Annotated in this window: 24 protein-coding genes; 11 read left to right on the top strand and 13 right to left on the bottom strand. The window is 56.7% G+C overall.

The genetic code is table 11. The annotated features are described in order from the left end of the window. Positions 1-100 precede the first annotated feature (100 nt). A complete protein-coding gene (locus DXY03_RS10845; protein ID WP_115010413.1) occupies positions 101-283 on the top strand; it encodes a hypothetical protein in 183 nt (60 codons plus the stop codon). 47 nt (positions 284-330) lie between these two features. Here the strand turns inward: DXY03_RS10845 and DXY03_RS10840 are convergent, their stop codons facing one another. Beyond that, on the bottom strand, positions 331-1401 hold the full coding sequence (locus DXY03_RS10840) for an ABC transporter ATP-binding protein (RefSeq protein WP_115010432.1): 1071 nt from the start codon (positions 1399-1401) through the stop codon (positions 331-333). Between the two features lie 64 nt (positions 1402-1465). On the opposite strand from DXY03_RS10840, the gene DXY03_RS10835 reads away from it, so the two are divergent. Further along, positions 1466-3160, top strand: coding sequence for an iron ABC transporter permease (locus DXY03_RS10835; RefSeq protein ID WP_244272442.1), 1695 nt, complete (start codon positions 1466-1468; stop codon positions 3158-3160). Here the strand turns inward: DXY03_RS10835 and DXY03_RS10830 are convergent. Genes DXY03_RS10830 through DXY03_RS10810 form a run of 5 tightly spaced genes read right to left on the bottom strand, consistent with a single transcriptional unit; the run spans position 3137 to position 7529 of the window. After that, on the bottom strand, positions 3137-4108 hold the full coding sequence (locus DXY03_RS10830) for a metallophosphoesterase (RefSeq protein ID WP_115010430.1): 972 nt from the start codon (positions 4106-4108) through the stop codon (positions 3137-3139). The genes DXY03_RS10835 and DXY03_RS10830 overlap by 24 nt on opposite strands. Before the next feature lie 34 nt (positions 4109-4142). After that, positions 4143-5057 (bottom strand): lysylphosphatidylglycerol synthase domain-containing protein, encoded by a 915-nt coding sequence (locus DXY03_RS10825; RefSeq protein ID WP_115010412.1) that lies wholly within the window; start codon positions 5055-5057, stop codon positions 4143-4145. After that, entirely contained in the window at positions 5057-6265 is a 1209-nt protein-coding gene (gene larC / locus DXY03_RS10820) for a nickel pincer cofactor biosynthesis protein LarC (protein WP_115010411.1), read from the bottom strand. The genes DXY03_RS10825 and larC overlap by 1 nt, the downstream gene beginning before the upstream one ends. Continuing rightward, a complete protein-coding gene (locus DXY03_RS10815; RefSeq protein WP_115010410.1) occupies positions 6262-6909 on the bottom strand; it encodes a hypothetical protein in 648 nt (215 codons plus the stop codon). Before DXY03_RS10815 ends, larC begins: the two co-directional genes overlap by 4 nt. Next, positions 6909-7529 carry a hypothetical protein gene (locus DXY03_RS10810; RefSeq protein WP_115010409.1) on the bottom strand — a complete coding sequence of 207 codons (621 nt, stop codon included), beginning with the start codon at positions 7527-7529 and terminating at the stop codon, positions 6909-6911. The genes DXY03_RS10815 and DXY03_RS10810 overlap by 1 nt, the downstream gene beginning before the upstream one ends. A gap of 93 nt (positions 7530-7622) precedes the next feature. Between DXY03_RS10810 and DXY03_RS10805 the strand changes: the two genes are divergently transcribed. After that, entirely contained in the window at positions 7623-8435 is an 813-nt protein-coding gene (locus DXY03_RS10805) for a hypothetical protein (RefSeq protein ID WP_244272438.1), read from the top strand. On the opposite strand, the gene DXY03_RS10800 is transcribed toward DXY03_RS10805, so the two are convergent. Beyond that, positions 8401-8685 carry a hypothetical protein gene (locus tag DXY03_RS10800; protein ID WP_244272436.1) on the bottom strand — a complete coding sequence of 95 codons (285 nt, stop codon included), beginning with the start codon at positions 8683-8685 and terminating at the stop codon, positions 8401-8403. The two genes, DXY03_RS10805 and DXY03_RS10800, sit on opposite strands and share 35 nt — an antisense overlap. A 55-nt stretch (positions 8686-8740) precedes the next feature. Between DXY03_RS10800 and xth the strand changes: the two genes are divergently transcribed. After that, a complete protein-coding gene (gene xth / locus DXY03_RS10795) occupies positions 8741-9571 on the top strand; it encodes an exodeoxyribonuclease III (RefSeq protein WP_170952052.1) in 831 nt (276 codons plus the stop codon). A 6-nt stretch (positions 9572-9577) separates the two neighbouring features. Here xth and DXY03_RS10790 read toward each other — a convergent pair whose 3' ends face one another. After that, a complete protein-coding gene (locus DXY03_RS10790) occupies positions 9578-11029 on the bottom strand; it encodes an FAD-linked oxidase C-terminal domain-containing protein (protein ID WP_115010407.1) in 1452 nt (483 codons plus the stop codon). A 136-nt stretch (positions 11030-11165) separates the two neighbouring features. Here DXY03_RS10790 and hemL point away from each other — a divergent pair, with 136 nt between their 5' ends. The 3 genes from hemL (at position 11166) to DXY03_RS10775 (ending at position 13333) form a co-directional block, all read left to right on the top strand. Next, positions 11166-12467, top strand: coding sequence for a glutamate-1-semialdehyde 2,1-aminomutase (gene hemL, locus DXY03_RS10785; RefSeq protein ID WP_071823045.1), 1302 nt, complete (start codon positions 11166-11168; stop codon positions 12465-12467). Positions 12468-12630: 163 nt separating this feature from the next. Continuing rightward, positions 12631-12939 carry a hypothetical protein gene (locus tag DXY03_RS12510; RefSeq protein ID WP_244272434.1) on the top strand — a complete coding sequence of 103 codons (309 nt, stop codon included), beginning with the start codon at positions 12631-12633 and terminating at the stop codon, positions 12937-12939. Beyond that, a complete protein-coding gene (locus DXY03_RS10775; RefSeq protein WP_115010406.1) occupies positions 12914-13333 on the top strand; it encodes a cytidine deaminase in 420 nt (139 codons plus the stop codon). The genes DXY03_RS12510 and DXY03_RS10775 overlap by 26 nt, the downstream gene beginning before the upstream one ends. A 72-nt stretch (positions 13334-13405) precedes the next feature. On the opposite strand, the gene DXY03_RS10770 is transcribed toward DXY03_RS10775, so the two are convergent. Together DXY03_RS10770 and DXY03_RS10765 are read right to left on the bottom strand one after the other, a co-directional pair. After that, on the bottom strand, positions 13406-13876 hold the full coding sequence (locus tag DXY03_RS10770; RefSeq protein WP_115010405.1) for a nucleoside 2-deoxyribosyltransferase: 471 nt from the start codon (positions 13874-13876) through the stop codon (positions 13406-13408). Further along, the gene (locus DXY03_RS10765; RefSeq protein WP_115010404.1) at positions 13876-14268 is read right to left on the bottom strand and encodes a phosphoribosyltransferase; all 393 of its coding nucleotides are present in this window, start codon (positions 14266-14268) and stop codon (positions 13876-13878) included. The genes DXY03_RS10770 and DXY03_RS10765 overlap by 1 nt, the downstream gene beginning before the upstream one ends. A 35-nt stretch (positions 14269-14303) precedes the next feature. On the opposite strand from DXY03_RS10765, the gene DXY03_RS12390 reads away from it, so the two are divergent. After that, a complete protein-coding gene (locus DXY03_RS12390; RefSeq protein ID WP_170952043.1) occupies positions 14304-14456 on the top strand; it encodes a hypothetical protein in 153 nt (50 codons plus the stop codon). A 187-nt stretch (positions 14457-14643) separates the two neighbouring features. Here DXY03_RS12390 and DXY03_RS10760 read toward each other — a convergent pair whose 3' ends face one another. The 3 genes from DXY03_RS10760 to DXY03_RS11940 form a co-directional block, all read right to left on the bottom strand. Then, positions 14644-15009: a hypothetical protein gene (locus tag DXY03_RS10760; RefSeq protein WP_244272432.1), complete on the bottom strand. Its 366-nt coding sequence runs from the start codon at positions 15007-15009 to the stop codon at positions 14644-14646. Positions 15010-15161: 152 nt separating this feature from the next. Continuing rightward, a complete protein-coding gene (locus tag DXY03_RS11945; protein WP_136987682.1) occupies positions 15162-15683 on the bottom strand; it encodes a hypothetical protein in 522 nt (173 codons plus the stop codon). A gap of 3 nt (positions 15684-15686) precedes the next feature. Next, positions 15687-16031, bottom strand: coding sequence for a hypothetical protein (locus DXY03_RS11940; RefSeq protein ID WP_136987681.1), 345 nt, complete (start codon positions 16029-16031; stop codon positions 15687-15689). Positions 16032-17318: 1287 nt separating this feature from the next. Between DXY03_RS11940 and rmuC the strand changes: the two genes are divergently transcribed. The 3 genes from rmuC to DXY03_RS12385 are packed head-to-tail and all read left to right on the top strand — an operon-like array spanning position 17319 to position 21559. Continuing rightward, positions 17319-18755: a DNA recombination protein RmuC gene (gene rmuC, locus DXY03_RS10750; RefSeq protein ID WP_115010401.1), complete on the top strand. Its 1437-nt coding sequence runs from the start codon at positions 17319-17321 to the stop codon at positions 18753-18755. A 1-nt stretch (position 18756) separates the two neighbouring features. Continuing rightward, positions 18757-21396 (top strand): tetratricopeptide repeat protein, encoded by a 2640-nt coding sequence (locus tag DXY03_RS10745; RefSeq protein ID WP_244272444.1) that lies wholly within the window; start codon positions 18757-18759, stop codon positions 21394-21396. Next, the gene (locus DXY03_RS12385) at positions 21386-21559 is read left to right on the top strand and encodes a hypothetical protein (protein ID WP_170952048.1); all 174 of its coding nucleotides are present in this window, start codon (positions 21386-21388) and stop codon (positions 21557-21559) included. The genes DXY03_RS10745 and DXY03_RS12385 overlap by 11 nt, the downstream gene beginning before the upstream one ends. Positions 21560-22452 lie beyond the last annotated feature (893 nt).

Genomic DNA, 22452 nt, shown 5'->3' with positions numbered 1-22452 from the left:
TCGGCCGCGACATCGACCACACCACCCTGCGGGAACAACTACAAGCCTGTGTGGCACCGGATGCAGGAAAAGGTTTCAGCTGATTCAGCAGAACCCAGGAATGGTGCTTATTGTGCGTGCCATGGGAGAAACCTCAATGGTCGAACCACTGCTGCTTGGAACGGTTTTTGTTCTCGCCAGCCTGCTGCTGTTGCTTCTGGCTGATTCCGATGATGACAACGGCGGTGGTGGCTTACGCCAGCCAGTACTTGTTCCCATCCCGGTGCGTCACCACCAACGCTGAAACCATCAATTCTTTTTTCCCAATCCTCCGCTGCGGCGGGGGATTTTTTATGTCAGCGCCTGGCCAAGCGGAAGCAGCGTGACTCTGGCCCCATCCCTGAAGCTGAGGCGACAACGGGTGTGGGGAGGATGCTCCTGTTCGATCGGACAGTGGGCCCGCACCAGCACATCCGCGACACGGATTCGGTACTCCCATGCATCCCCCAGAAATTCACGGCCCAGGACGCTGGCCTCTCCTTCGGCATCGGCGACGACAGTGATGTCGTGCGGATCCACAAGCACACAACAGTCACCGGAGGCTTCGCGGTCCGCCTGGACCCATGGGGCCGATGCATCCAGATCTCCCAGTAGACAAGACAACTGGCCTTGGCCATGGTCCTGCACTGGAATCAAATTGCGTTGAAGCACAAAGGATCCAACAAAAGGCGTCGCCGGTGACCTCACGATCTCGGGGGGCGATGCACATTGATGCAGCACGCCGTCCCGCATGACGGCAACGCGATCGCAGATCGCCAGAGCTTCTCCGGGGTCATGGGTGACGATCACGCCGCTCGCACCGCAGGCGTCCAGTACGGAGGAGAGCTCACTGCGCAGGCGGAGCCTCACCTCCACATCCAGGCTTGAAAAAGGCTCATCAAGCAGAACCACCCTGGGCGCTGGGGCCAGAGCGCGTGCCAACGCCAGCCGCTGCCGCTGACCACCGGAGAGCTGGTGCGGGTAGCGCTGCTCGAGCCCCTTCAGCCCCAGCAGTGCAAACAACCAGGCCACGCGCTCACGGTTGGGATTCCGCCGGGGCAAACCGAAACTGGCGTTCTGCCAAGCGTTCAGGTGAGGGAAGAGGGCGTAATCCTGGAACACCATGCCAACGCCCCGACGTTCCGGTTCCATCCAGATCCCATCTCCAGCCACCATGCGCTGATCCAGCTGCACCGTGCCGCCCCGGGGGCGTTCGAAGCCGGCAATCAAGCGGAGCAGGGTGGTCTTGCCACAGCCGGAGGGGCCCAGCAGGCCGAGCAGCTCCCCTGGCGCCACCTGAAGATCCACCCCCTTCAGGGTCCAGCCGTCAGAGGGGTCGCCGTAGCTGTGCCAGACCCCGTTTAAAGCAACCGTTGGCTCCATCGGGAGCAGCTGTTCCACAGATCAGATGAAGCTTGGGAACCGACCGAGCTTATGAGTGTGACAAATGATCGAAGCCGGTGTGCGGTTTGCACGCCCTCGATCAGATCCCCATCGTTCATCGCCAGACTCGTTCCATGGCAATGTCGCAACACCACGTCGCGACAACGGTGTCCGGCCCATCGCTGAAGTGAAGTTGCTGCCCAACCGGAGTGTTGTTCCAAGCCCAACCCGGCTGGCCCTGATCCTGATCGCCTCCATCACGGGCCTGGTTGCGATCTGGCCGGTGTTGACGCTGGTGAGGGAGGCCCTGACGTCTTTGCACAGCGGCTTCAGCGATCTTGGCCCCGATGGCATGCGCCAGATCGTTGGCACCATCCAGCTGCTGCTCGGAACAGCAACGCTTGGCACCTTGCTTGGCACTGCGAACGGTTGGCTGCTGTGCAACTGCCGTTTTCCCGGTCGGGCATGGCTGCGCATCGCCCAGCTGATTCCCCTGGCAACGCCGGCCTATCTCCTCTCGGCGATCCTCGTTGATCTGGGCAGTCGCCACAGCTGGACCATTCACGGCATGGGGTGGGGCATTGCTGTGATGGCCCTGACGACCTACCCCTATGTGTTCCTGCTGAGCACGGAAAGTTTCTCCGTCAGCGGTCAGCGTCAGCTGGAGGCATGCCGGAGCCTGGGGGTTGGTCCCTGGTCAGCCTTCCGGCGTGTGGCCTTGCCCATTGCACTGCCCGCGATCGGAGCCGGCGTCGCTCTCATGGGCATGGAAGTGGTCAATGAGCTGGGTGCCGTGCAGCTTCTCGGCATCCCGAGTCTCTCCGCGGGCATCCTGGAAACCTGGCAGTCCAACGGCGATCCCGCAGGCGCCATCAGCTTGGCCTTGATCACGCTGGTTATCGTGTTGACATTGGTGGTGTGTGAACGCAGCCTGCGCAGGCGCAGTCGGCGCTGGAGCGATGGCGTGGCCGGCGGGGATGCAACCGCGTGGCACCTGCATGGATTCCGCGCTGGGGTGGCGCAACTGCTCGCCGTGATCCCTCCGATCGTGAGCCTGGGCACCCCACTGCTGTGGGCCGCCAGCAACTTGGACCAGCTCCAAACCAGCTGGAACGACGATCTGATCAGCCTGAGCGGCCGCAGTCTTTTGCTGGCTCTGGTCGCTGCTGTTTTGGCGGTAACGGCAGCGCTGGTGCTGGCCATCGCCAAACGCTGGTCCAACGCCCCATGGCTGAAAAGCCTCACCTTCCTGGCCGGAACGGGCTACGCCATCCCCGGCACAGTCCTGGCTCTGGCCCTTTTGCTCACGGGCGCCCCCTGGCAGGTCGCCCCCTTGCTTCTGCTGCTGTGGGGCTACAGCGATCGATTTCTGGCGGTGGCGAAAGGAGGCCTGGATGCAGCCCTGGAACGGATCAGCCCGAGCCTCGATGAGGCGGCGACGGGGATGGGATCACCGTCTCAGCGCGTGCTCCAACGGGTGCATCTGCCTCTCTTGCGCGGACCGATCACCGTCGGACTGCTGTTGGTGTTCGTGGACACGGTGAAAGAGCTTCCCCTCACCTTTGCCCTGCGGCCTTTTGACTTCGACACGCTCTCGGTGCGCGTGTTCCAGTACGCCGGCGATGAACGGCTGGCCGAAGCGATGTTGCCGGCCCTGATGATCCTCGTTCTGGGGCTGGTCGCCGCCATGGCCTTGGTGCCAACCCTGGATCACGCCTCCAGACGAGAAGGCTCGTCATCCCCGCAGCAACCGCTCTGATGCGTTGCGCTGGAGCAAGCCAGCACGGGTATTGAGACGGAGCGGGAGTGTGGACCAGGAGATCGGCCGTCCCGTGGACACGGCGTAGGTGGTCTCCCGCAGGATGCCCCTGCCCCCATCGATCTCCAACAAGGTGAAGGTCTGCTGTGCTGGCGCTTCACCACGCAACAGGCGCCGGGGGCCACTGCCCAAGGCGCCGAGCTGGATCAGATCAAGCTGGCCACGACGACTGGAGAACCAGGTGTGGTGATGACCACTGATGTAGGCCTGCACGCCGGCGGTATCCATCAAGGCCTGAAGTGCACCTCCCCGTTCCAAAACCTCACCGGGGCGATCCTTGCCCAGACCAACCCCAGCCAGGGGGAGATGACCCACCACAAACCGAGCACGAGCCTTTTGTGCCTCGATGCTGGCCAACTGCCGTTGTGCCCAGATCAGCTGATCCTCAGGAACACGGGCTGAGCTGGCATCCCAGACCAGCCAGAAGATCCCGTCCTGCAGCACCGAGTAGCGAAACGGGAACTGCGAGGCATCCACAAACGCCAATCCCATCCGTGAACGGATCGGGTTCCAGAACCGACCCACAGCGGCACGATCCGCGGGAAACCCCGGTGAACCGTCATGGTTCCCGATCGCTGGCAGCAGTGGAATCTTCGCCGCCTGAAGCCGCTGCAGAACCGACGTCTCAAAGCCCCGCCACATCGCATCCAGCTGCTGAACAGTGAGGCCTCGCATCTGACCCGCCACCATGTCGCCAGCACACACCACCAGATCCGGCTGCAGGCCAATGAGCTGATCAAGTCCCTGATCCACGGCAGGGATGTAGCGGGTGGAGCCATAGCTGCTGTTGAGATCGCTGATCAGCCCAACCCGTTGAACAACTCCCCTGGCGGCGCTCAAGGGCAGGGCCGCTGCCGTAAGACCGGTGCCAAGCACCAACTGCAGCATCCGGCGACGACTCAGCAACACAACAGCACGGGGGTCAGCGGTGGCGTTTCAAACGTTGGCCCAGCATCCGATCGGCCACCAGGGCCCCGCTGGCAACAACATCGGCCAAGGTGGAGAGAAGTCGGTAGCTGAGAACCACCGCGAGCAACTGCGCCTCTGGTACGGCAGCACCCAAACGCAGCAGCAGGGTGGCCTCAAACACCCCGAGCCCCCCGGGGGCACCAGGCACCACCAGCCCAACGGCATAGGCCAGACCAAAGGCCGCAAGCCAGGTGAACGGTGCCGGACTTTGAATGCCGAAGGCCTGCACGCTGCACCAGAACCCGGCAAAGCGGCAGAACACAAACAGCAGCTGAAGGCTGAGGGGCCGCCAGGGATAGCCGCCGCGGCCGCTTCCCTCACTTTCCAGGGGCCCACTTCCAACCGACTGCAATTGCGCTGCCTTGGAACGCTCCAGTCGACGCAGAAGGGGCTCGCGCCAGCGGGACATGATCAACAGCGCAGGCCACGGAGCCAGCAGGGCAAGGCCCTGCTGCCATCCACCAGCAACCACAACAAGAACGGACGCCGCCACGATCAGGAGTGGATCAAGGATCACCCCAGCCAGGGCAGGGCCGCCGCCAATCGCCGGACGCAGCACGCGGACCCGCTCCACCAGATGCCAGATCCCTCCCGGCAGGTACTTGAGAAGGTTGCTCCGCACAAACAGCGGCACCACCGCAACCCCCTGGGGAGGATGTCTCAACCAGATCAGAAGGTCGCGCCAGGCCAAACCATTGATCAGGATGCTGAGCCAGGTGAGGCCCAGCCCCAGCACCAGCCACCACCAACTGTTGGCCACCAAGCTCAGCTGGCGAAGTTGGCCCGCCTGCTGGGCCAAAGCCACAGCGATGAAGATCAGGCTGGCCAGCGTGATCCAGAGCTTGGGTTGCCGGAGAACCTTGCCCACTAGGCCCAATCGTCCGTGCTGACGAACGGCGCTACTGCAACAGCAGCCCGCAGCTCATCAAAGGAACACCCAGTGCTGGCCTGAAGAGCCTCAAGGGCATCCGCCTCGGCTTTGACGGTGCAACGGCCATCGGGGCGACGCACCTGTTTGGCAGCGACGGGACCCCAGGGGGTTTCGAGCACACCCTGCCGCCTCGGCAACACCCAGCGTCCCTGGCGCCGCTCCCGCAGGCCGATGCTGCTGCCAGCACTGAGCCAGAGGCTGCGGAGCTGGTCGGCATCCCCATCCCGCACCAGCGCCGTGAGCAACTGACCACTGCGGCCCTTTTTCATCAGCAACGGCTGCACCGCAACATCAATCGCTCCCGCATCACGCAAGCGATTCATCAACACCGCAATCTCCTCTGGAGTGGCGTCATCGATCCAGGCTTCCTGCACCACCAACGACTCCCAACGGGGATCTTCCTCCGCAGTAACGGCTGGGGTGTGCAGCACAAGGCGCACCAGGTTGGGGCGATCCAGTTGGCGGTGGCCGAGGCCAACACCAACCTTGTCAGCCACCAAACGTTCAGGAGCGACAAACTGATCCGCCAGAACCGACACCAGGGCGAGGCCCGTGGGCGTCACCAACTCTCCTGTGGGCAGATCTCCGCCCTGAAGCAGAGGAATGCGGTGACGTCGTGCCAGTTCAAGCACGGCGGGCACGGGCACGGGCAATAGGCCATGGGCGGTGGCCACCGTTCCACTCCCCGCAGGCAACGGAGAACAGACGATCCTGGCTGGATTGAGGTCGTCAATCGCCGCACAGACACCCACCACATCCACGAGGGCATCGATGGCTCCAACCTCATGGAAGTGAACGGCCTCCACCGGAGTTCCATGCACGGTGGCTTCGGCTTCCGCCAGACGGGTGAACACGGCGAGCACCCGTTGCTTCAGCGATGGCGCTAGAGCAGCTGCATTGATCTGATCACGGATTCCCGACCAATGGCGATGGGGCGGCTGATCCTCAAGACCCTCCACATCAACGCGGATACCTCGGAGACCAGCACTGCGCGCCTCCTGCTGGGTGAGGCGATAGCGCCCCGTCAAACCGAGGGCCGCCAGAGGCGACTCCACCACGGCCTGGTCCACACCCAGATCCAACAGTGCGGCCAGGAGCATGTCCCCTGCCAACCCTGTTGGTGCATCAATCCAAAGCGCGCTCATCGCCCTAGACGCGGAGCCGCCTCCAACAGAACAACGGCCTGCTGATCAAGCACCTCCCGCTGCTGACGCAACTGCTGCTCAATCTCCCTCCGGGCGCGGCGCTGCTCCCGCTGGGCGGTGGCCACGTCATGGCCCGACAGTCCCCAAAGCCGGCCCAGCAAAGCGCGGTCATCGGCCCCACCACGGGCCTTGCCGAAAACGACGGTCTCAGCGGCGATGCCGGCCTGAAGCACCCGGCTCCAACGACGTAGATCCTCAAGCGGCATGCGGACGCTGTCCGGCACGGCGAACTCCGTGGCGCCGCTGCTGCGCAGTCCTGCACGCACACAGGCCAGGGTTCCCACCAGCACCTGCTGAACCGGAAGTTGCTCCGCTTCCGCGATCAGAACATGGCCCGCCTCATGCACCGCAATCCGACGCAGACGCTCCTGCCCACCGGGCAAAGCTTCGGCAAGGATGTGTCCACCCATGCCTTCCCAGGTAGCGGCATCAACGCTGAGGGTGACCAGGGCACCCCCAACCGCCACAACGATCCAGGCAGCAGACAGACCCAGGGCAGGACCAAAAGCGCCGAAGGCAGTGATGCCGGCAACGGCAATGCCGGCCCGAAGTGCCCCCGTGGAGCCCTGCCCCCCCTCGGCCATCAGCTGCGAGCGCGGGAGGTGGCACGGCCACGACCTCCCTTGGATTTGCCGCCACGCGTCGGCATGGGAGCAATCACGTCGTGATTTTCGAGGTGCAGTTCCTGGCCCTGGCGGCGCAGGTCAAGGCTGACGAAGTGACGCAGGTTTTCGAGCGGAAGCTCTCCCTTGATCTGGAGCTTGAAAGGAAGCGGACGGTGGCCGTCGGCACGGGACTGCTGCCGCACTTTCACCACCATTTCGCCAGTTTCAGGCTTGGTGAAGATCAACTCGCCTCGAACGGAGAAGAAGTCGTCCCCTTCCGGCAGGGTGTCGGAGGCATCGGCTTGGTCTGGAGCCAGGGTGCTGGGTTCCCAGACCCCAGCTATCTGCAGATGCAGATGATCACTTTCACGGCTTCTGGGATACACGACCCAGAGGTGGGGTTGATCAAGGGGCAGATGCCGCCGCATCAGGGTGAGCACACGACCGAGCACGACAGTTTCCAGGGGGACCCCCTGGGCATCGGTCAAGGTGCCACGGGTGAGTTGCTCGGGGTCGGTTGGGGCGTAAGTGCCGCGCACAAGACCGATGGCCCGGTACTGCAACGGCTCTGTGACCGGGGGAATCGGATGGGCGCGCATTGATGCTGAACCGGGCGGAGTCAAAAGCCCTTGTAAAGACTGTAGCCAGCCCACTGCAATCTCCTCAGACTGAAGTGGCTGATTCGAGATCGGATGCCCAGCCCGCGCCGAATTCTGTTGCTGCTGGCATCCATCGTGGGGGCTGCACTGGTCGGTTGGGTCGCCGCGGCATCCATGGCCCCGGAAACGCGAGCGCGCAGCACTCGCCAGGCTGAAGATCTGCAGGTTGAGCTGCTGATGCAGCAGCTTCAGGACCAGGAGGAACTCAGCGAAGCAGAACGGGGCCTGCTGCTGGAACGCTTGGTGACACTGGAGCGCCTGCAAGAGGCCGAAGTGGTGCTGCAACCGTGGCTGTCTGGCCGCTCGACGCCGCGCGAACTCACCCTGTTCAAAGCCGATCTGCAACGTCGCAATGGCCAGCCCGAGGCCGCCCGGCGCAGCCTCCAACATCTGCTGCGGCTGCATCCGAATGATCTGCAGGTTCTGCAACTGCTGGTGCTCCTGGACCAAGAGCAGGGACGTCAGCATCAGGTGACAGCAGAGCTCACGGCCCGGTTCAAGGGCCTGGAACCTGGCCAGCGTTTGGAGATAGGTTTGCTTTTGGCTGATCTGCTGCGACAAAGCGGATCTGATCAGACCGCGATGGGGTTGTACAGCCAGCTGGCCACAGAGAACAAGACAGATGCAAGGCCCCTGCTGGCCTTGGCCCTATTGCGGCAAGAGCAAGGCAATTCAGAGGCGGTTCAAACCCTGCTCAAACAGGCCGGAGAACGGCGGGATGCCAATGGGAGGCTCCATCCCTTGATTGATGTTGTGGCAGCACAACTGGGATTGAGCGCAGCCCGCAGCACCGGATCAGAACCCTCCAGCGCTAAGGCGTCGCTGGAGGGTTCTGATAGGCCTTGAGGGCCGCATCAATGGCATCGGAGGGTGGCGTGGCGTCGTCCATGGCCGTCGCCCGTCGGATCTGGTTCAACAAATCCATGGGATTGGCGGCATCCAGAATTGAGCCGCTGCCATTGGTATCGCCGTAGATCTCGCGTTCCTCGCGGTTCTGAAAAGGAGCTTCAACCTGGGCCCCTGCACCCATCGGAACCGTCGTCACCACCAGGGAAGACAGCACAGACTGAGCGACAGCCGCAAGACGGCGAGACATCAGCGGAATCCGAAGTTGGCTGATGCTAAGGGTCTTTGACGCCACTGGATCAGCCGTGCAGATCGCCACCTGGAACGTGAACTCGGTCCGCACGCGATTGGATCAGGTGCTCAGCTGGCTGGAGAGCGAGCAACCGGATCTGCTCTGTCTGCAGGAAACCAAGGTGGATGACCCCCTGTTCCCGCTGGAAGCCTTCAAATCTGCTGGTTGGCACGTGCACATCCATGGCCAGAAGGCCTACAACGGCGTCGCCCTGATCAGCCGCGAGCCCCTAGAGGATGTGCGCTGCGGCTTTGTTGGGGAGCTCCCGGATGATGCGGAAGCGAACGAGCTCGGCGCACAGAAGCGCGTGATCAGCGCACTGCTGAATGGCGTTCGCGTGCTCAACCTTTATGTCCCGAATGGATCAAGCCTGAAGTCGGAGAAATACCCCTATAAATTGGCCTGGCTCGGCTGCCTGAAGCGTTATCTCGTTGCTCAAGAGCAACGCGGCGAGCCGCTCTGCATGGTCGGCGACTTCAACATCGGCCTCGAAGCACGCGATCTTCCTGACCCCGACCGCCAAACCGGCGGAATCATGGCGAGCGATGCCGAACGCCAGGCCCTTCGTGATGCCCTCGGTGAACGGCTTCAGGACGTGTTCCGCGTGTTCGAACCGGATTCCGGTCACTGGAGCTGGTGGGATTACCGGAGCGGTGCCTGGGATCGGGACCGCGGTTGGCGCATCGACCACATCTATCTATGCGACGAGCTGCTGGGACTCGCCCGCAGCTGCATCATCCACAAAGGCATGCGCGGTAACCAACAACCCAGCGACCATGCCCCTGTCAGCGTCGACCTGGACTGGCCTCCAACCGACGACGACGGGGATGAACCGTTCTTCTGATCCTGTTCAGTAGACCTCGACGCCGGCGGGGAGCGTCACCATCCGTTTGGCCGATTCACCGCAGGTGCGCGGCGTGGGCAGCACCTTGCCGGGATTGGCACGGTTGTCTGGATCAAAGGCAGACCGCAACAGCCCCATCGTTTCCAGGTCGTCCGAGCTGAACATCCAGTCGAGGTAGCAGCGCTTGTCGGCGCCGACGCCGTGCTCTCCGCTGATGCTGCCACCGGCATCAAGACACACCCGCAGGATTGCGGCACCGAGCTCCTTCACGCTCCGCTCCACATTGGGCTGGTCCAGTGAATACAGGATCAGTGGATGAAGGTTGCCATCGCCGGCATGGAAAACATTGGCCACCGGCAGGCCGTGCTCCTGGCTGAGCCGTTCAATCGCCGCAAGCACCGACGGAAGGCTGCTGCGGGGAACGACACCGTCTTGCACGTAATAGGTCGGCGTGATTTTTCCCACCGCTGAAAACGCAGATTTGCGGCCTTTCCAGAGCACCGCGCATTCCGTGGGGTCTTGGGCCCGACGCAGCCCACGGGCTCCTGCCGCGCGACAAAGGGCCTCGGCCCGCTCAGAAGAGGCCTGAACCTCAGCCTCCTGCCCATCAAGCTCAATCAGCAGAACGGCCGCTGCATCACGGGGGTACTCGTCGTAGCCGAAGAAATCATTGACGGCGTTGATGGTGACGTTGTCCATGATTTCCATCCCTGCAGGCAGGAGGCCGCTCGCGGTGACAGATCGCACCGCTTCCCCTGCCGCTTCCATCGTGGCGAAATCCGCCAACAGCACGTTCACGCACTCCGGAGCCCGAAGCAGGCGAAGGGTGATGGCCGTCGCGATGCCCAGCGTTCCTTCGCTGCCGATGAACGCACCACGTAGGTCCAGTTCGGAGGATTCGGCCAGCCCGTTGCCCAACTGCGTGATGGTTCCGTCGGGCAGGACCACCTCAAGCCCTAGAACGTGATTGCTGGTCACGCCATATTTGAGGCAGTGGACCCCGCCCGAATTTTCCGCCACATTGCCGCCGATGCTGCAAACCACCTGGCTGGAGGGATCCGGGGCGTAATAGAACCCGTCTCCTGCAACGGCGCGCGTCACCCAGCTGTTGACGACCCCGGGCTGCACCGTGACCCGCTGATTGGCCAGATCAAGGTCGAGCACCCGACGCATGCGACTTGTCACCACCAGAAGCGCCTGCTGATCCACCAACGCTCCCCCCGAGAGGCCGGTGCCGCTTCCACGAGCCACAAACGGCACACCGTGTTGATGGCAGCACTGCAACACCGCAGCAACCTGCTCGGTGGTCTCCGGCAGCACCGCCAGGGGCGGACAGTGGCGCTCAAGCGTCAGTCCGTCACAGTCGTAACTAAGCAGTTCCTGACGCTTCGCCACGATGGCCCGAGGGGGCAGACATCGGCGCAGATACCGCTCCAGCACTGACCAGTCGTGGGCCACATCGATCTCGATCTGATCAAAGACTACGCATCAAAATGCGTGGGAAGTGGGCAATTAAGAAACACAGCAAACGGAACCGGTCGTTCCTGAGTCAGGATGTTGCACGGTTTGCATCAGCCCTTTGGCGTCGGTTCCAGTGACAGCTCCCGCGTTGAACACCAGCCACTCCCAGGCCATCTTCGGCGCAGCACAGGCCCTGATGCCCGGAGGTGTCAGCTCCCCTGTGCGGGCGTTCAAGTCGGTTGGCGGTCAGCCGATCGTGTTCGATCGGGTGAAGGGTCCCTATGCCTGGGACGTGGATGGCAATAAGTACATCGACTACATCGGCAGCTGGGGACCGGCCATCTGCGGCCACGCCCACCCCGAGGTGATCGCAGCACTGCAGGAAGCGATCGAGAAGGGCACCAGCTTCGGAGCACCTTGTGCCCTGGAAAACACCCTGGCCGAAATGGTGATCGACGCTGTACCCAGCGTTGAGATGGTGCGCTTCGTCAACAGCGGCACCGAGGCCTGCATGGCTGTGTTGCGCCTGATCCGTGCCTACACCGGCCGCGACAAGGTGATCAAGTTCGAGGGCTGCTACCACGGCCATGCGGACATGTTCCTAGTGAAAGCCGGTTCCGGTGTGGCCACACTCGGCCTGCCCGACTCCCCTGGTGTCCCGCGCAGCACCACGGCCAACACCCTCACGGCGCCTTACAACGACCTCGAAGCCGTTAAGGCCCTGTTCGCCGAGAACCCCGACGCCATCGCAGGCGTGATCCTCGAGCCGATCGTCGGCAACGCCGGCTTCATTCAACCCGAACCCGGCTTCCTTGAAGGTTTGCGGGAACTCACCAAAGAGCACGGCGCTCTGCTGGTGTTTGACGAGGTGATGACCGGCTTCCGGATCAGCTACGGCGGTGCCCAGGCACATTTCGGCGTCACCCCAGATCTCACGACCATGGGCAAGGTGATCGGTGGCGGCCTTCCTGTGGGCGCCTATGGCGGCCGTGCCGACATCATGGGAATGGTGGCCCCGGCTGGACCCATGTATCAGGCCGGAACCCTCAGTGGAAACCCCCTGGCGATGACCGCCGGCATCAAGACCCTGGAACTGCTCAAGCAGCCCGGCACTTACGAGAAGCTGACGGCCACAACCCAGAAGCTTGTGGCGGGCATCAAGGACGCCGCCCAATCCGCTGGCATGCCGATCACAGCTGCCAGCGTCAGCGCCATGTTCGGCTTCTTCCTCTGCGAGGGACCCGTGCGCAACTTCGAAGAAGCCAAGAGCACGGATTCGGAACGCTTCGGCAAACTGCATCGCGCCATGCTCGAGCGGGGCATCTACCTCGCACCGTCAGCCTTCGAAGCCGGTTTCACGTCCCTGGCTCACTCCGACGCCGACATCGAAGCGACGATTAACGCCTTCCGCGAAAGCTTCGCGGCTGTGGCCTGATCAGTCCGTGCTGGCCTCAGCACCACCTCCACCTCCACTGGTCTGCACCATTCAGACCGTGGAGGCCCGGTGGTCTGGCCATCCGATTGCAGGCATCCGACAACTCAAGCAGCAGCAGTTTCGGGTTGAGCGGGGTGAGAAGCCTGCGATTAAACCTCGGACAGTGATAGACAGCAGACTCACCCCCCTGGTGGAGCGCTTCAGCAGTTCCGGTGTTGAACAGATCGCGGGCTCTCGCATGACCTATCACTGGTCCTACGAAGCCCCTTTAGGAGCGCTCACATTCAATGACTCCGGCGCCTCCAGCGGTCCTGCCAAGGAGAGTCGTGTCGCTGTGAGCGGAGATCTTGTCATTGATGATCAAAAGGGATTCGAACTCAGCCAACAGTCCCGGCTGACCCAAGCAGCTGGGACGAAAACCCTGAGCAGCCTTTTGGAAACGGCCCATGGCTCCTGCCGAGAACAACGCTGAGTGTTTACTGGCGCGAGCGCGTCGGGCCGCCGAACGTGCCCATTGCCCCTACTCGAACTTCCACGTGGGGGCCGCAGTGCGGTGTGATGACGGCAGTGTGATCGACGGCTGCAATGTGGAAAATGCCAGTTATGGCCTGAGCATCTGCGCAGAGCGGGTCGCCCTTTTCACGGCGATCAGCCAAGGCAAACAACCGATTGAACTGGCCGTGAGCTGCATCGATGCCCAGAGCGATGCAGCCCCAGGGTCCCGGATGCCATGCGGCGCCTGCCGTCAGGTGATGCAGGAATTGCTGCCAAGCAAGGCCAAGGTGAGCATCGATGGTGTGGGCACAAGGCAACTCGAACAACTTCTTCCTGCTCCCTTTGAACTGAGGCAAGCAAACATCAACTGATCAACACCATCACAGCCCTGAAGCGCTCATCCAAGAGCGCACAGCATCAAAAGACCACGATTCAACCGAACATCAGGATCGGGCCCAACAGGCCAGGGCTTTGTCGGGATCAGTGATGTCAGACACATCGCTGTAGACGTACTTCTGCCACTCCCGCTCAGGGAGACCGGCAAACACCATCAGGTTGAGCGGATATTGCTCGGAATCGGTGCACCTGCGGAAATCATCCCGAAACAGGAAGGTGGGTTTACCCAGGGCAATGGCGGCACCAAGCTCCACCATGACCCCCTCATCGGGAGGCGTTCCATTCACGATGGCGAACAGCGCATCGGCATCACGCACATCCTGCAGATCCCGCTGCGCGACGCGATAGGCCCATCCCTGTTCCGCCAGATTCACCTGACCATTGCGAGCAAAGGGCTCCCAGACCTCCAATCCCAGGGCTTCCAATGCCTCGATGAACTCCGGCAACAACAGCCGCTTCCATTGCTCCGAGAAGCCATAAGGAGACGCCAAATAAATCGTGCGCGCGCTGTTGTTCATCACAGGCCCCGGGAGGCGCGGTAAGCCTGCTCATCGGCACGGGCCTGTTCAAGGTTCTCCCAAGGAAACACCAGCCATTCCGACGACGCGGCAACCTCGGCTGCCACCCACCAATCAGGACGCACCTTGCTGACCCAAACAGCAAAGGATGCCTGCGGCACCTGACCTTTCAACGCCTGCAAGGTGCGTCCGGTTTCATAGACATCATCCACAATCAGGGCTGATGGCTCAGGTGCTGAGAGCAAGGGGCGATCGATGGCATGGCTGAGCGCTACGGCAAGGCACAGGCCCCCACGGGGGACCCCATAAACGCCGGTCACCGCAGAACCGGCAAAGCGTGAAGCCAACTGCTGCACCGCCTGATCGAATTGGGCCCAGCTCAGTACCTGCATAGCCGGAGAATGACACATCCACGCAGTGATGCCCCTTGAGCCAAGACATCCCGCCCCAGGAACAAAATCGCAAATGGTTTCGCAGCCATCTGCTCAGCCGGGAACTGGAATTACAGGAGCTCTATGACCTGCCGCAGGGAGAGCTGGATCTCGTGATCCCACAGTCGCGGGTGCTGGTCCACCTCTGAGCTGGGGATCTCGAGACGGATCCAACGCAAAGTTGATGGTCAATATCGAGTACGGGGACGACAGAGAGGGGTTGAGAAAAGATTTTGGGCTTAAGAGCTGGCTTTCCAGGAAGCGCGAGAATGCGTGAACGCTCGAACAAGGGAGTTCAACGGGAAGAAAGAGCTGATCAGAGGGTCGAATCCCGCCTCAGGTTTTGGAGTTCCTGGCGGAACCGCTCCAAAATCCGTCGATGAACTTGATGCCCTCGATCCCCTCCGCGGGGCATAACTTTGCCCACTGCATAAACGGGTTACCAGCAACGGTCTGGAACTTTGGTTCTCCCGCTGCATTGCCTTCGCGCCAATAAACGTCCTGGGTCCAGGCATCTGACCTATTAGCACTCGAACTGCTGGCGAACTGCTCTCCCTTGCAGTCAGCGAACAACCAGACATCGGCAACAGGGGGACCTGCACGACCTGACGCTGGTTCATCAATACATTCCTTCGTTTCCCAGTCGCATCTGTTGATCCAGGTCCTGCGTCGAACCTTGAGGCGGATCCAACCGTCATCCATCCGCTCAGGGAGAGACAACTGTTCCGTCTCGACTCGGCACCCCGTGCCACACCCATAGACAGGCAGCACTGAGTCCTGAGGAATCGCGATAGGCGCAAGAGCACCTGCAACTAGTAGGAGTACTTTCACTGCTTACAGGTAGACCAGGTCGATCACTCACGACCTCTCATTAGCTTTGACAAGACAACAAGACCCAAAAAGCTCCATAAGCCAATCCAGCCAAGAAACCAATTGAGATATATCAACCAGGTACCATCATTATTGGATGCGAAATCAAGCCATCCATAGTTGTACCAGATAGTGACTATCGAGCCAATCAGCGCATCCCCAAGATTGACATCACGCCCGCCAGGATCTCTCCCAATAAGCATTACTGAGATAGATCTTCCAACAATCCTCACAAAAGGCAAACAGCTAACAAAGAAAATAAGAATTGCAACCCACACATAGGATGAAGGGATTACTGAATCAAAAATCAGAACCCCTATTGAAGCCAACACAGAAATACTGCCACCAATCAGATTCACGAGGGGCACCATAGGAGCCGTCAGCGGGAAGAGCGCGACAAGCCCAGAAATCCAGAATAGAGCAGTTGGTGACATAAACAGCAATTCCTGAGAACGTAGCTTTTTTAAGTCGAGGAGATTTATCAAGCGACTGAGCGCTCGAAACAAGACTCAAGAAGATTGAGAATTTGGATTTTGAGATACTGGATCTATTTTATTGGGCGCAAACAAGAGGTAAGCACCCAGAAGAAAAGCAAACAGATTTGTGATGATGTGATCACCAAGCCCCCCAAAAGACATAACAAAAATAACGCCCTGCACAGTCCAAAAAACATTCAGTGGAAGCCCTGCAGCCTTTGCACGCCTAAGCTGCAACAAAAGAGAAGGGACAAGGGCGATGATATAAAACAACCCCAAATATTCATTCGGATCGTCGGGGAGATCTTGCCCGAATAACGAGTAGCAAGCAATCACAATAAAGATGTATGGAATCGCAATGGCAATTCCGACGCCCATGCATGACCAGAAGTAATTCGAGCGCCCCATAGGGAGCCGTGGGTCTAGCCACCAAGGCAAATAGTCAATCATTGAATACAAGTGCAAGTCTCAGCTTCAAGCAATATATGACTGAAAAACAATAGGTCTAAAATTTATTCATTATTTTCATGTTTTCAACACCCTCACCGCTTTGCCGCCAACAATGCTCAAGCCCTTGCCTGCAAATCCTTAGAAAAGCAACGTGAAGAAGACTCGACTCTCACCATCAATGCAAATCATTGACGGGCAGCAGAGGCAGCAGCCCCCATACGATATTAACTCCCATAGAGCCGATAAGCGCCGCCTAGAACACATCAAGAGACTGACATTAGTCCTCTTTGATAGTAAATGAAACTAATAAAATAATAAGCAAGCATGCCAACGCTAAAAGCGCAGGAGCAAGCAATATCTCCTTCTTAAAAAAATAGGCTAAAAGCCAAATTATCGATAGATAGGAGCAGACAGATGACAGCAACAGCATGCCGACTGATCTTTTTCTCATCATGAAACCTCTGATTACTTGTAAAGACCAGGATGCTGGATCCCAGAAGTTAGTACTGGCATCTTAGGGCAATGTAGGAAGTTTTGCTATCTGGACTTGCAGCGAGAGTCAAAATTGCTCTACCACCTACCTATTCAAGCAAAAACACCGCTTTGACAGGACAGCTTCGTTGAAATATTCTCATCAAAATAATAACAATAAATGCGCTCCAGCCATCCCCAAACAAGCCAGGTGATTTTGCAAAGACTAGATAACAACCCTCTATCCAGATTTTTGATTAACATCTTGGACAAGAAGAGGCATAAGCAACGCAGCCCCCGTAGCCATCATTGTCCATGCTTTTGCTTCATCTTTAACTGAAAAGTTCGCGTAACCAATCATCAAGCCAGAAACAGTGAAGAGAATAGCTCTTGCAAATTTATTCTTGATTAGCATTGAAGGCTGATTAGATTCGTGCACTGGGTTGAGGGCTCTCGCTCAATATCCACATTATCGACCATCCGACGGGGCATCACCTTCCTATCTATTTGATTGTTTGATCTGACATCCATCTTGGAAGTGCTCCCCCAACTCTCTCAACCCCTCATATGTGAGATAAATCCCCTCCAGGGCATGATGAGCTGGGCATCACACAGCATCTCCGAGCGAACTCATCCGTTAAAGAATCCACTGCGGGGACGCTGTGGAGAGGCGCTTAGAGCCAGGTGAAGGGCAAAATCAAAATGGCTTGAAGCCTTGAACGTACCTACTGGAGCTGATTGGGAATGGCTCAAACCCTCCTTTTCATCACTGGAGTGCTGACGGGGATCATCGTTGGATTCCTCTTCGCAAGGCGCACCAGAGGCTCCTCCGCACCCAACGGCAGCAGTGAACGCCTTTTGGAAGACCGTCTCAGCAAGGCGGATGCAGGGCTAGAGCAGTTCAGCAGGCAGTTAGAGGCTCAAAACGAGGAGCTCAAGAGCCAGCAGAAACAGCTACAGGAAGCTCGCGAGGCTGCTGCCATCAGTCGAACGCAACTCGAGGGTGCGATCCAAGAGAGAGACGCACTAAGGACTGCCCAGGCAAGTACCAACACTTCTCTTGAGGAGATCAGGGCAGAGAAAGAGCGTCTCAGCAAGCAGGCAGCAGAAGCAGCGGAAAAGCTGAGGTCTCAGGAGAGTCAGACAAAGTTCCTGGAGGAAGCAAGAGCCGATCTGCTCACCCAGTTCCGCTCCCTCAGCGGGCAGATGCTGGATGGGTCCAGGGAAGCCCTGCTCAAGAGCACCAAAGAGACCGTCAGCGAGCCCTTCTCGAAGCAGATGGAGCAGCTTCGCCAGCAGATGCAAGTGCTGCAGAAGGAATCAGTCGAAAAGCTTGGGGTGCTTGCTCAAACCACCATGGACCTGCGTCAGCGCAGCGAAGACGTCCAGGGAGCAGCCCAACAGCTCACCTCAGCGCTGAGGTCTCCAAACGTCAAAGGGAGATGGGGAGAGGTCAACCTCCGAAGGATCCTGGAGTTTGTGGGGCTGATCAGCTACTGCGACTTTGACGAGCAGGTGCACGTTGGGACAGAAGACGGCGCCTACAGACCCGACTGCGTCATCACCATCCCTGGGTCCAGACGACTGATCGTTGACTCCAAGGCACCGATTGAGAGCTACCTGGATGCTCTGCAGGCAAGCGATGAGACACAACGCGAGGCAGCTCTGAAGGAGCACCTGAGGAAGGTGCGTAGCCATGTCGACCTGCTGAGCAAGAAGGATTACGCCAGCAAACTCAGCTCCCTGGGTCAGGTTGTGGATGGAGTGGTGCTGTTCATTCCAGTGGAAGGTGCCCTTTCGATGGCACTGGAACGCGATCCAGACCTCTTGGAGTACGCCTTCAGCAAGAACATCATCCTGACCTTCCCAACAAGCCTGCTGGCGATCCTGAAGGGTCTGGCGATGTCCATTCAGCAGGCTGAGATCGCCACCAACATCGAGGAGATTCAAAACAACGCTGTTGAGCTGCACAAGCGGTTCCTGACCTTCATCGACAAGTTCAATGCAGTCGGCAGCAACCTGGCTCGACTCAACAAGAGCTACAACGAGGCGGTTGGGTCAGCACAGAGCAGGTTGATACCTCAGGGCAGACGCTTCTCAGAACTCGCTGGGCAAAGCGGGGAAGCAAAGCTAAGCGATGCTATTGATAGCGTTGTCAGAGAAATCCAGGCAGGTGAGTGAGATGAACCTAATAACGAGAAACTCGGCGCAACAGTACTGGGCTTTCTTAAAAAGATTCCGATGGCAAGATTATGGAAATTTTGCCTTAACAGCCTATTTAGGCAAATTAGTCGTGAGCGGTGAGGGCTGGCTTACCAAGGGCATCTTCCTTTTGCTTCTATATTTTTCAGGAGAGAAGATTGTCAAGGTATATCGACGACAAGACGCCACTGGACTTGAATATTACTGCAAAAAGGCAGCAAAAAGCTACAGCTCAGATGATTTCAAAAAGGCAATTCACTATATCAATAAAGGACTCGCGGCAGGATCAAATCTAAAGGACAACCCAAATCTTTATTCAGCATATGTAATGCGTGGAGGTTCACGATTAATGCTTAATAAGTACGATGAAGCAATCATGGACTGCACAGCTGCAATAGAAATCGACCCATCAAAAGGCAAAGGATATTATGCAAGAGGCTACGCTAAGTTTCGAAGCAATAGCAATGATGAAGAGTACGAAAAGGATATAAGGAAGGCAGCAGAACTAGGCTACGAAGACGCCATCAATATGCTGGAATCAATAAGTCGGGCAAAGCCCGAGATTTCATTACTTAATCCTGCAGACAACTTAGAAGAATGGAGAATTTCCCAGGCTCTACTTGCCCGCAATGCTGCCTATATTCAAGCCTATGAAAGATACATTGAAATACTCGACGACAATAAAGTTCTTCAAGAGTTTCAAAAACTTAAAGATCAGCTTGGCATCGAATACTTCACACAGCTTGAGGTTGCAAGCAAATACAAAGATGAATACATGCTATTTCGACTTAGAAATCTAACTACTGCATGCATGGCGGTAAATATGCATGGTCAAAGCCTTGAAGACAAGGATGCGTTTGGAAAGTATTTCCTGCATCCTATCTTCGATGAAACTGACACAAGACTGCGGAAGAGACTTAGAGAGGAAGATATTCAAAAGCAGTTCGACCGAGCGAATGAGCTTGAGCAATACATTGTCTATGGATGCAGTCTTTACTGCAACAAGTTACTCAACCTAATCGATGGTGGCACACGTGAAGAACGCGACAAGGGTGAGAACTACGACAAGTTTTTAGAGATTCAATCCTCTATCGAAAGCAAGAAAATGGTGGATGAGATTTATGTTGTGCGAGAAGCAATGATTTGGACTATTGCATCCACTAATGTAGATCTTGTAACGTCAGCAGAAGATTCTGATGCCTTCGAGGTCAAGGCATTTAAGCTCTTATCAAGTACAAATAAGTATGGAATTGAGTATGGCAATGGTCCATATAAAAGAGGAGACATTATCGATGCAGTTATCCAGAGAAAAGAGTGGGAATGTCAGATATTTGAAGATGCAAAGGGATTTTCAATTTCTAGCTACAAGGAGAAGGTTTTCTCGATGACTGACACTCAATTATCCGAAGAGGCTGCAGGAAATGACTCTCCATTAGAGATGCGTGAATTCTTGAATAGATGGGGACAAGCTTCACAAATCAAATATGGAATCAAGGAACTCCGACAGGCTGTAATCAATGACTATGCATACCTTTGCCATGAGGATGGCGGCACAAAGCCTGACGAAACATCTTTGCAACAATTCAAGAAGGATGTCGCGACAATGAGTAGAGAAGAGTTGCTATCAGAAACAAGTGTAATCGAAACGAGCGCTTTCAAAGCAGACGAGTTAGTTGATTACATAGAAGTCTGGATAGACAAATGTGAATTTGCAGAGCTAGCTTATGAACAAACAAATGAAGGCGGCACAATCCTTTTAAGAAATTCACCAATAAAATCCGACTTGCCGCAAAATATTGGCTACAGGGAATATTTCAATACTGCGCTTTCAGAGTGGAAAGCTGGAGACCTTAGAAGTGCTTTAAGCAACTGCAACAAGGCACTTGAAATCAACAACAGCCATGGACAATCAATAAGGCTAAAGGGTTTGCTTCATTATTCTCTCGGAGAGCTAAAGCAAGCAAGGAAAATTTATCTTAAAACCATCGAGCTAGAAGAGACGTATGTCGAGGACTTTTTTGATTTAGGCAAAATCGAGAATTCATTAGGCGAATTCGAAGCATCTACCACCCATCTATTGCAGGCAATTGCCATAAATATGCAGAAAAGAGATGATTCAAACGAATCGTTCGATCTTGCTATGCTGGCTAAATCATCATATTATTTAGCCAACTCTTTCCTAAATCTTGGTGAGTATAAGTTAGGCATTAACGCTTATGAAAAATGCCTCGACATGTGGGATTGGAGCGAAGAAGAGTATTCAAAATTTAATGCTGAGTTTCTACGTTTGGCAGCTTGCCTATACAGCGGCAACAAAGATAGTGAGAAAGCTCAGGAAGCAATTACTCGCGCGCAATCCTTAGATCCAACCTCAGCTGAAATTTGGTACGACAGTGGTGTCATAAAAAGAGAATCAGGTGACCTTGAGGGTGCTATTAGAGATTTCAAAAAATCCTATGAAATCAATCCTTCTTTAAACTCTGCTGCTCACAATATTGGATCAATATACTTTGACTTAGGAAACAATAAGAAAGCGTGTGAATATTGGACAATAGGTGCCAGCCTAGGGAATCAGAATTCTCAAGCCCTTATCGAGAAGCACTGTTCAGATGAGCGATAAGGCTGAATACAGCAGAGAGCAGTTCATCGATGCCCTGACCGCTACCTACAGGTACAACAAGGAAGAAGGCGACTGGGACACTGACGAGACCGAGGAGCAGTACCTCGAAAGACTTACCAAGTCATCTATGGATGAGTTGGTCGAGGATTCCTGCATGGACTGAATTTACACTTGAAGAATTCTTTTATGCCTACTCATAACTCAACGAAATCCTTTCTTCCTCTCTGAAGCATAGAACAGTCCTACTGCCTCTTTGAGCATGAGATTTACAGATCCATAACGAGAGTTCTTTCTAAGCATCTCCTTGAGAAGAGCCTCACTCTTCTTATCTAACTTGATATTCATCGTCTTGGAAAGTGCTTGAAATAAAAGTCTTCCATTGCCACCTTGTAGCAACCAGACCTTGTTAGTCTGGTCTTACGCATCAAGGCTTCCTCCATCTGACGAAAAGCATTGACTTCTCTTCGATTGAAGGAGACATTAGTAGAAGGGGTCTTAGTGATATACATAGTTTTTTGAACAGAAAAGATAGTGATGTCAGTTGATCATCGATACAGCTGGATCTATGAGAGTAAAGCCTCAGGCAACAAGCACACTTGACTTCTAGAAAGCATTTGAATCTATTTATATGTTTTCAACCTTAAAGCCAATCACTTTTGAATCAAGAAGTACTCCAAAGAGGACCCAAGCGCACTTAAAGCGGAAGCAGTGCGGAATCAAAGCTCATAAGCCATGATCCAATCGATTCAAACTCAAAAGAGTCTTGAATCTAAATTTCGTATACCTTCACCACTATGTATAAGAGTTTTCAGTCAGAAACAGTTATGCGTAGCCTGCTGTCATATTCAACTGAGGTTTATTTCAAGGGAATAAGGACTACTGGTACTCATCACTAAGGATCCTTCGATTACCCCTATAGAGATGTCTCGGTAGATGCCGTGACCTCCAGAGAGCATCCGAGATGCCCTTCTGAGGTGGAAGGCGAGTAACCCTCTCCTCATCACCACAAGCATCAACATCCTCTGGTGAGGGCACCTCTAAGACCTCTGGGGAAGG

It is taken from the genome of Synechococcus sp. N5, assembly GCF_900473925.1.
In the GTDB taxonomy this organism is placed as follows: Bacteria; Cyanobacteriota; Cyanobacteriia; order PCC-6307; family Cyanobiaceae; genus Parasynechococcus.
Note: the sequence above shows the minus strand (reverse complement) of the source record. Positions and strands in the feature narration are given on the sequence as shown.

Bases quoted from the DNA above. Each gene is read 5' to 3' on its own strand.
- DXY03_RS10845 (WP_115010413.1), top strand. From the start codon at position 101: ATGGTGCTTATTGTGCGTGCCATGGGAGAAACCTCAATGGTCGAACCA.
- DXY03_RS10840 (WP_115010432.1), bottom strand. From the start codon at position 1,401: ATGGAGCCAACGGTTGCTTTAAACGGGGTCTGGCACAGCTACGGCGAC.
- DXY03_RS10835 (WP_244272442.1), top strand. From the start codon at position 1,466: ATGATCGAAGCCGGTGTGCGGTTTGCACGCCCTCGATCAGATCCCCAT.
- DXY03_RS10830 (WP_115010430.1), bottom strand. From the start codon at position 4,108: ATGCTGCAGTTGGTGCTTGGCACCGGTCTTACGGCAGCGGCCCTGCCC.
- larC (WP_115010411.1), bottom strand. From the start codon at position 6,265: ATGAGCGCGCTTTGGATTGATGCACCAACAGGGTTGGCAGGGGACATG.
- DXY03_RS10815 (WP_115010410.1), bottom strand. From the start codon at position 6,909: ATGGCCGAGGGGGGGCAGGGCTCCACGGGGGCACTTCGGGCCGGCATT.
- DXY03_RS10810 (WP_115010409.1), bottom strand. From the start codon at position 7,529: ATGCGCGCCCATCCGATTCCCCCGGTCACAGAGCCGTTGCAGTACCGG.
- DXY03_RS10805 (WP_244272438.1), top strand. From the start codon at position 7,623: ATGCCCAGCCCGCGCCGAATTCTGTTGCTGCTGGCATCCATCGTGGGG.
- DXY03_RS10800 (WP_244272436.1), bottom strand. From the start codon at position 8,685: ATGTCTCGCCGTCTTGCGGCTGTCGCTCAGTCTGTGCTGTCTTCCCTG.
- DXY03_RS10775 (WP_115010406.1), top strand. From the start codon at position 12,914: ATGGCTCCTGCCGAGAACAACGCTGAGTGTTTACTGGCGCGAGCGCGT.
- DXY03_RS10770 (WP_115010405.1), bottom strand. From the start codon at position 13,876: ATGAACAACAGCGCGCGCACGATTTATTTGGCGTCTCCTTATGGCTTC.
- DXY03_RS10765 (WP_115010404.1), bottom strand. From the start codon at position 14,268: ATGCAGGTACTGAGCTGGGCCCAATTCGATCAGGCGGTGCAGCAGTTG.
- DXY03_RS10760 (WP_244272432.1), bottom strand. From the start codon at position 15,009: ATGGATGACGGTTGGATCCGCCTCAAGGTTCGACGCAGGACCTGGATC.
- DXY03_RS11940 (WP_136987681.1), bottom strand. From the start codon at position 16,031: ATGGGCGTCGGAATTGCCATTGCGATTCCATACATCTTTATTGTGATT.
- rmuC (WP_115010401.1), top strand. From the start codon at position 17,319: ATGGCTCAAACCCTCCTTTTCATCACTGGAGTGCTGACGGGGATCATC.
- DXY03_RS10745 (WP_244272444.1), top strand. From the start codon at position 18,757: ATGAACCTAATAACGAGAAACTCGGCGCAACAGTACTGGGCTTTCTTA.
- DXY03_RS12385 (WP_170952048.1), top strand. From the start codon at position 21,386: ATGAGCGATAAGGCTGAATACAGCAGAGAGCAGTTCATCGATGCCCTG.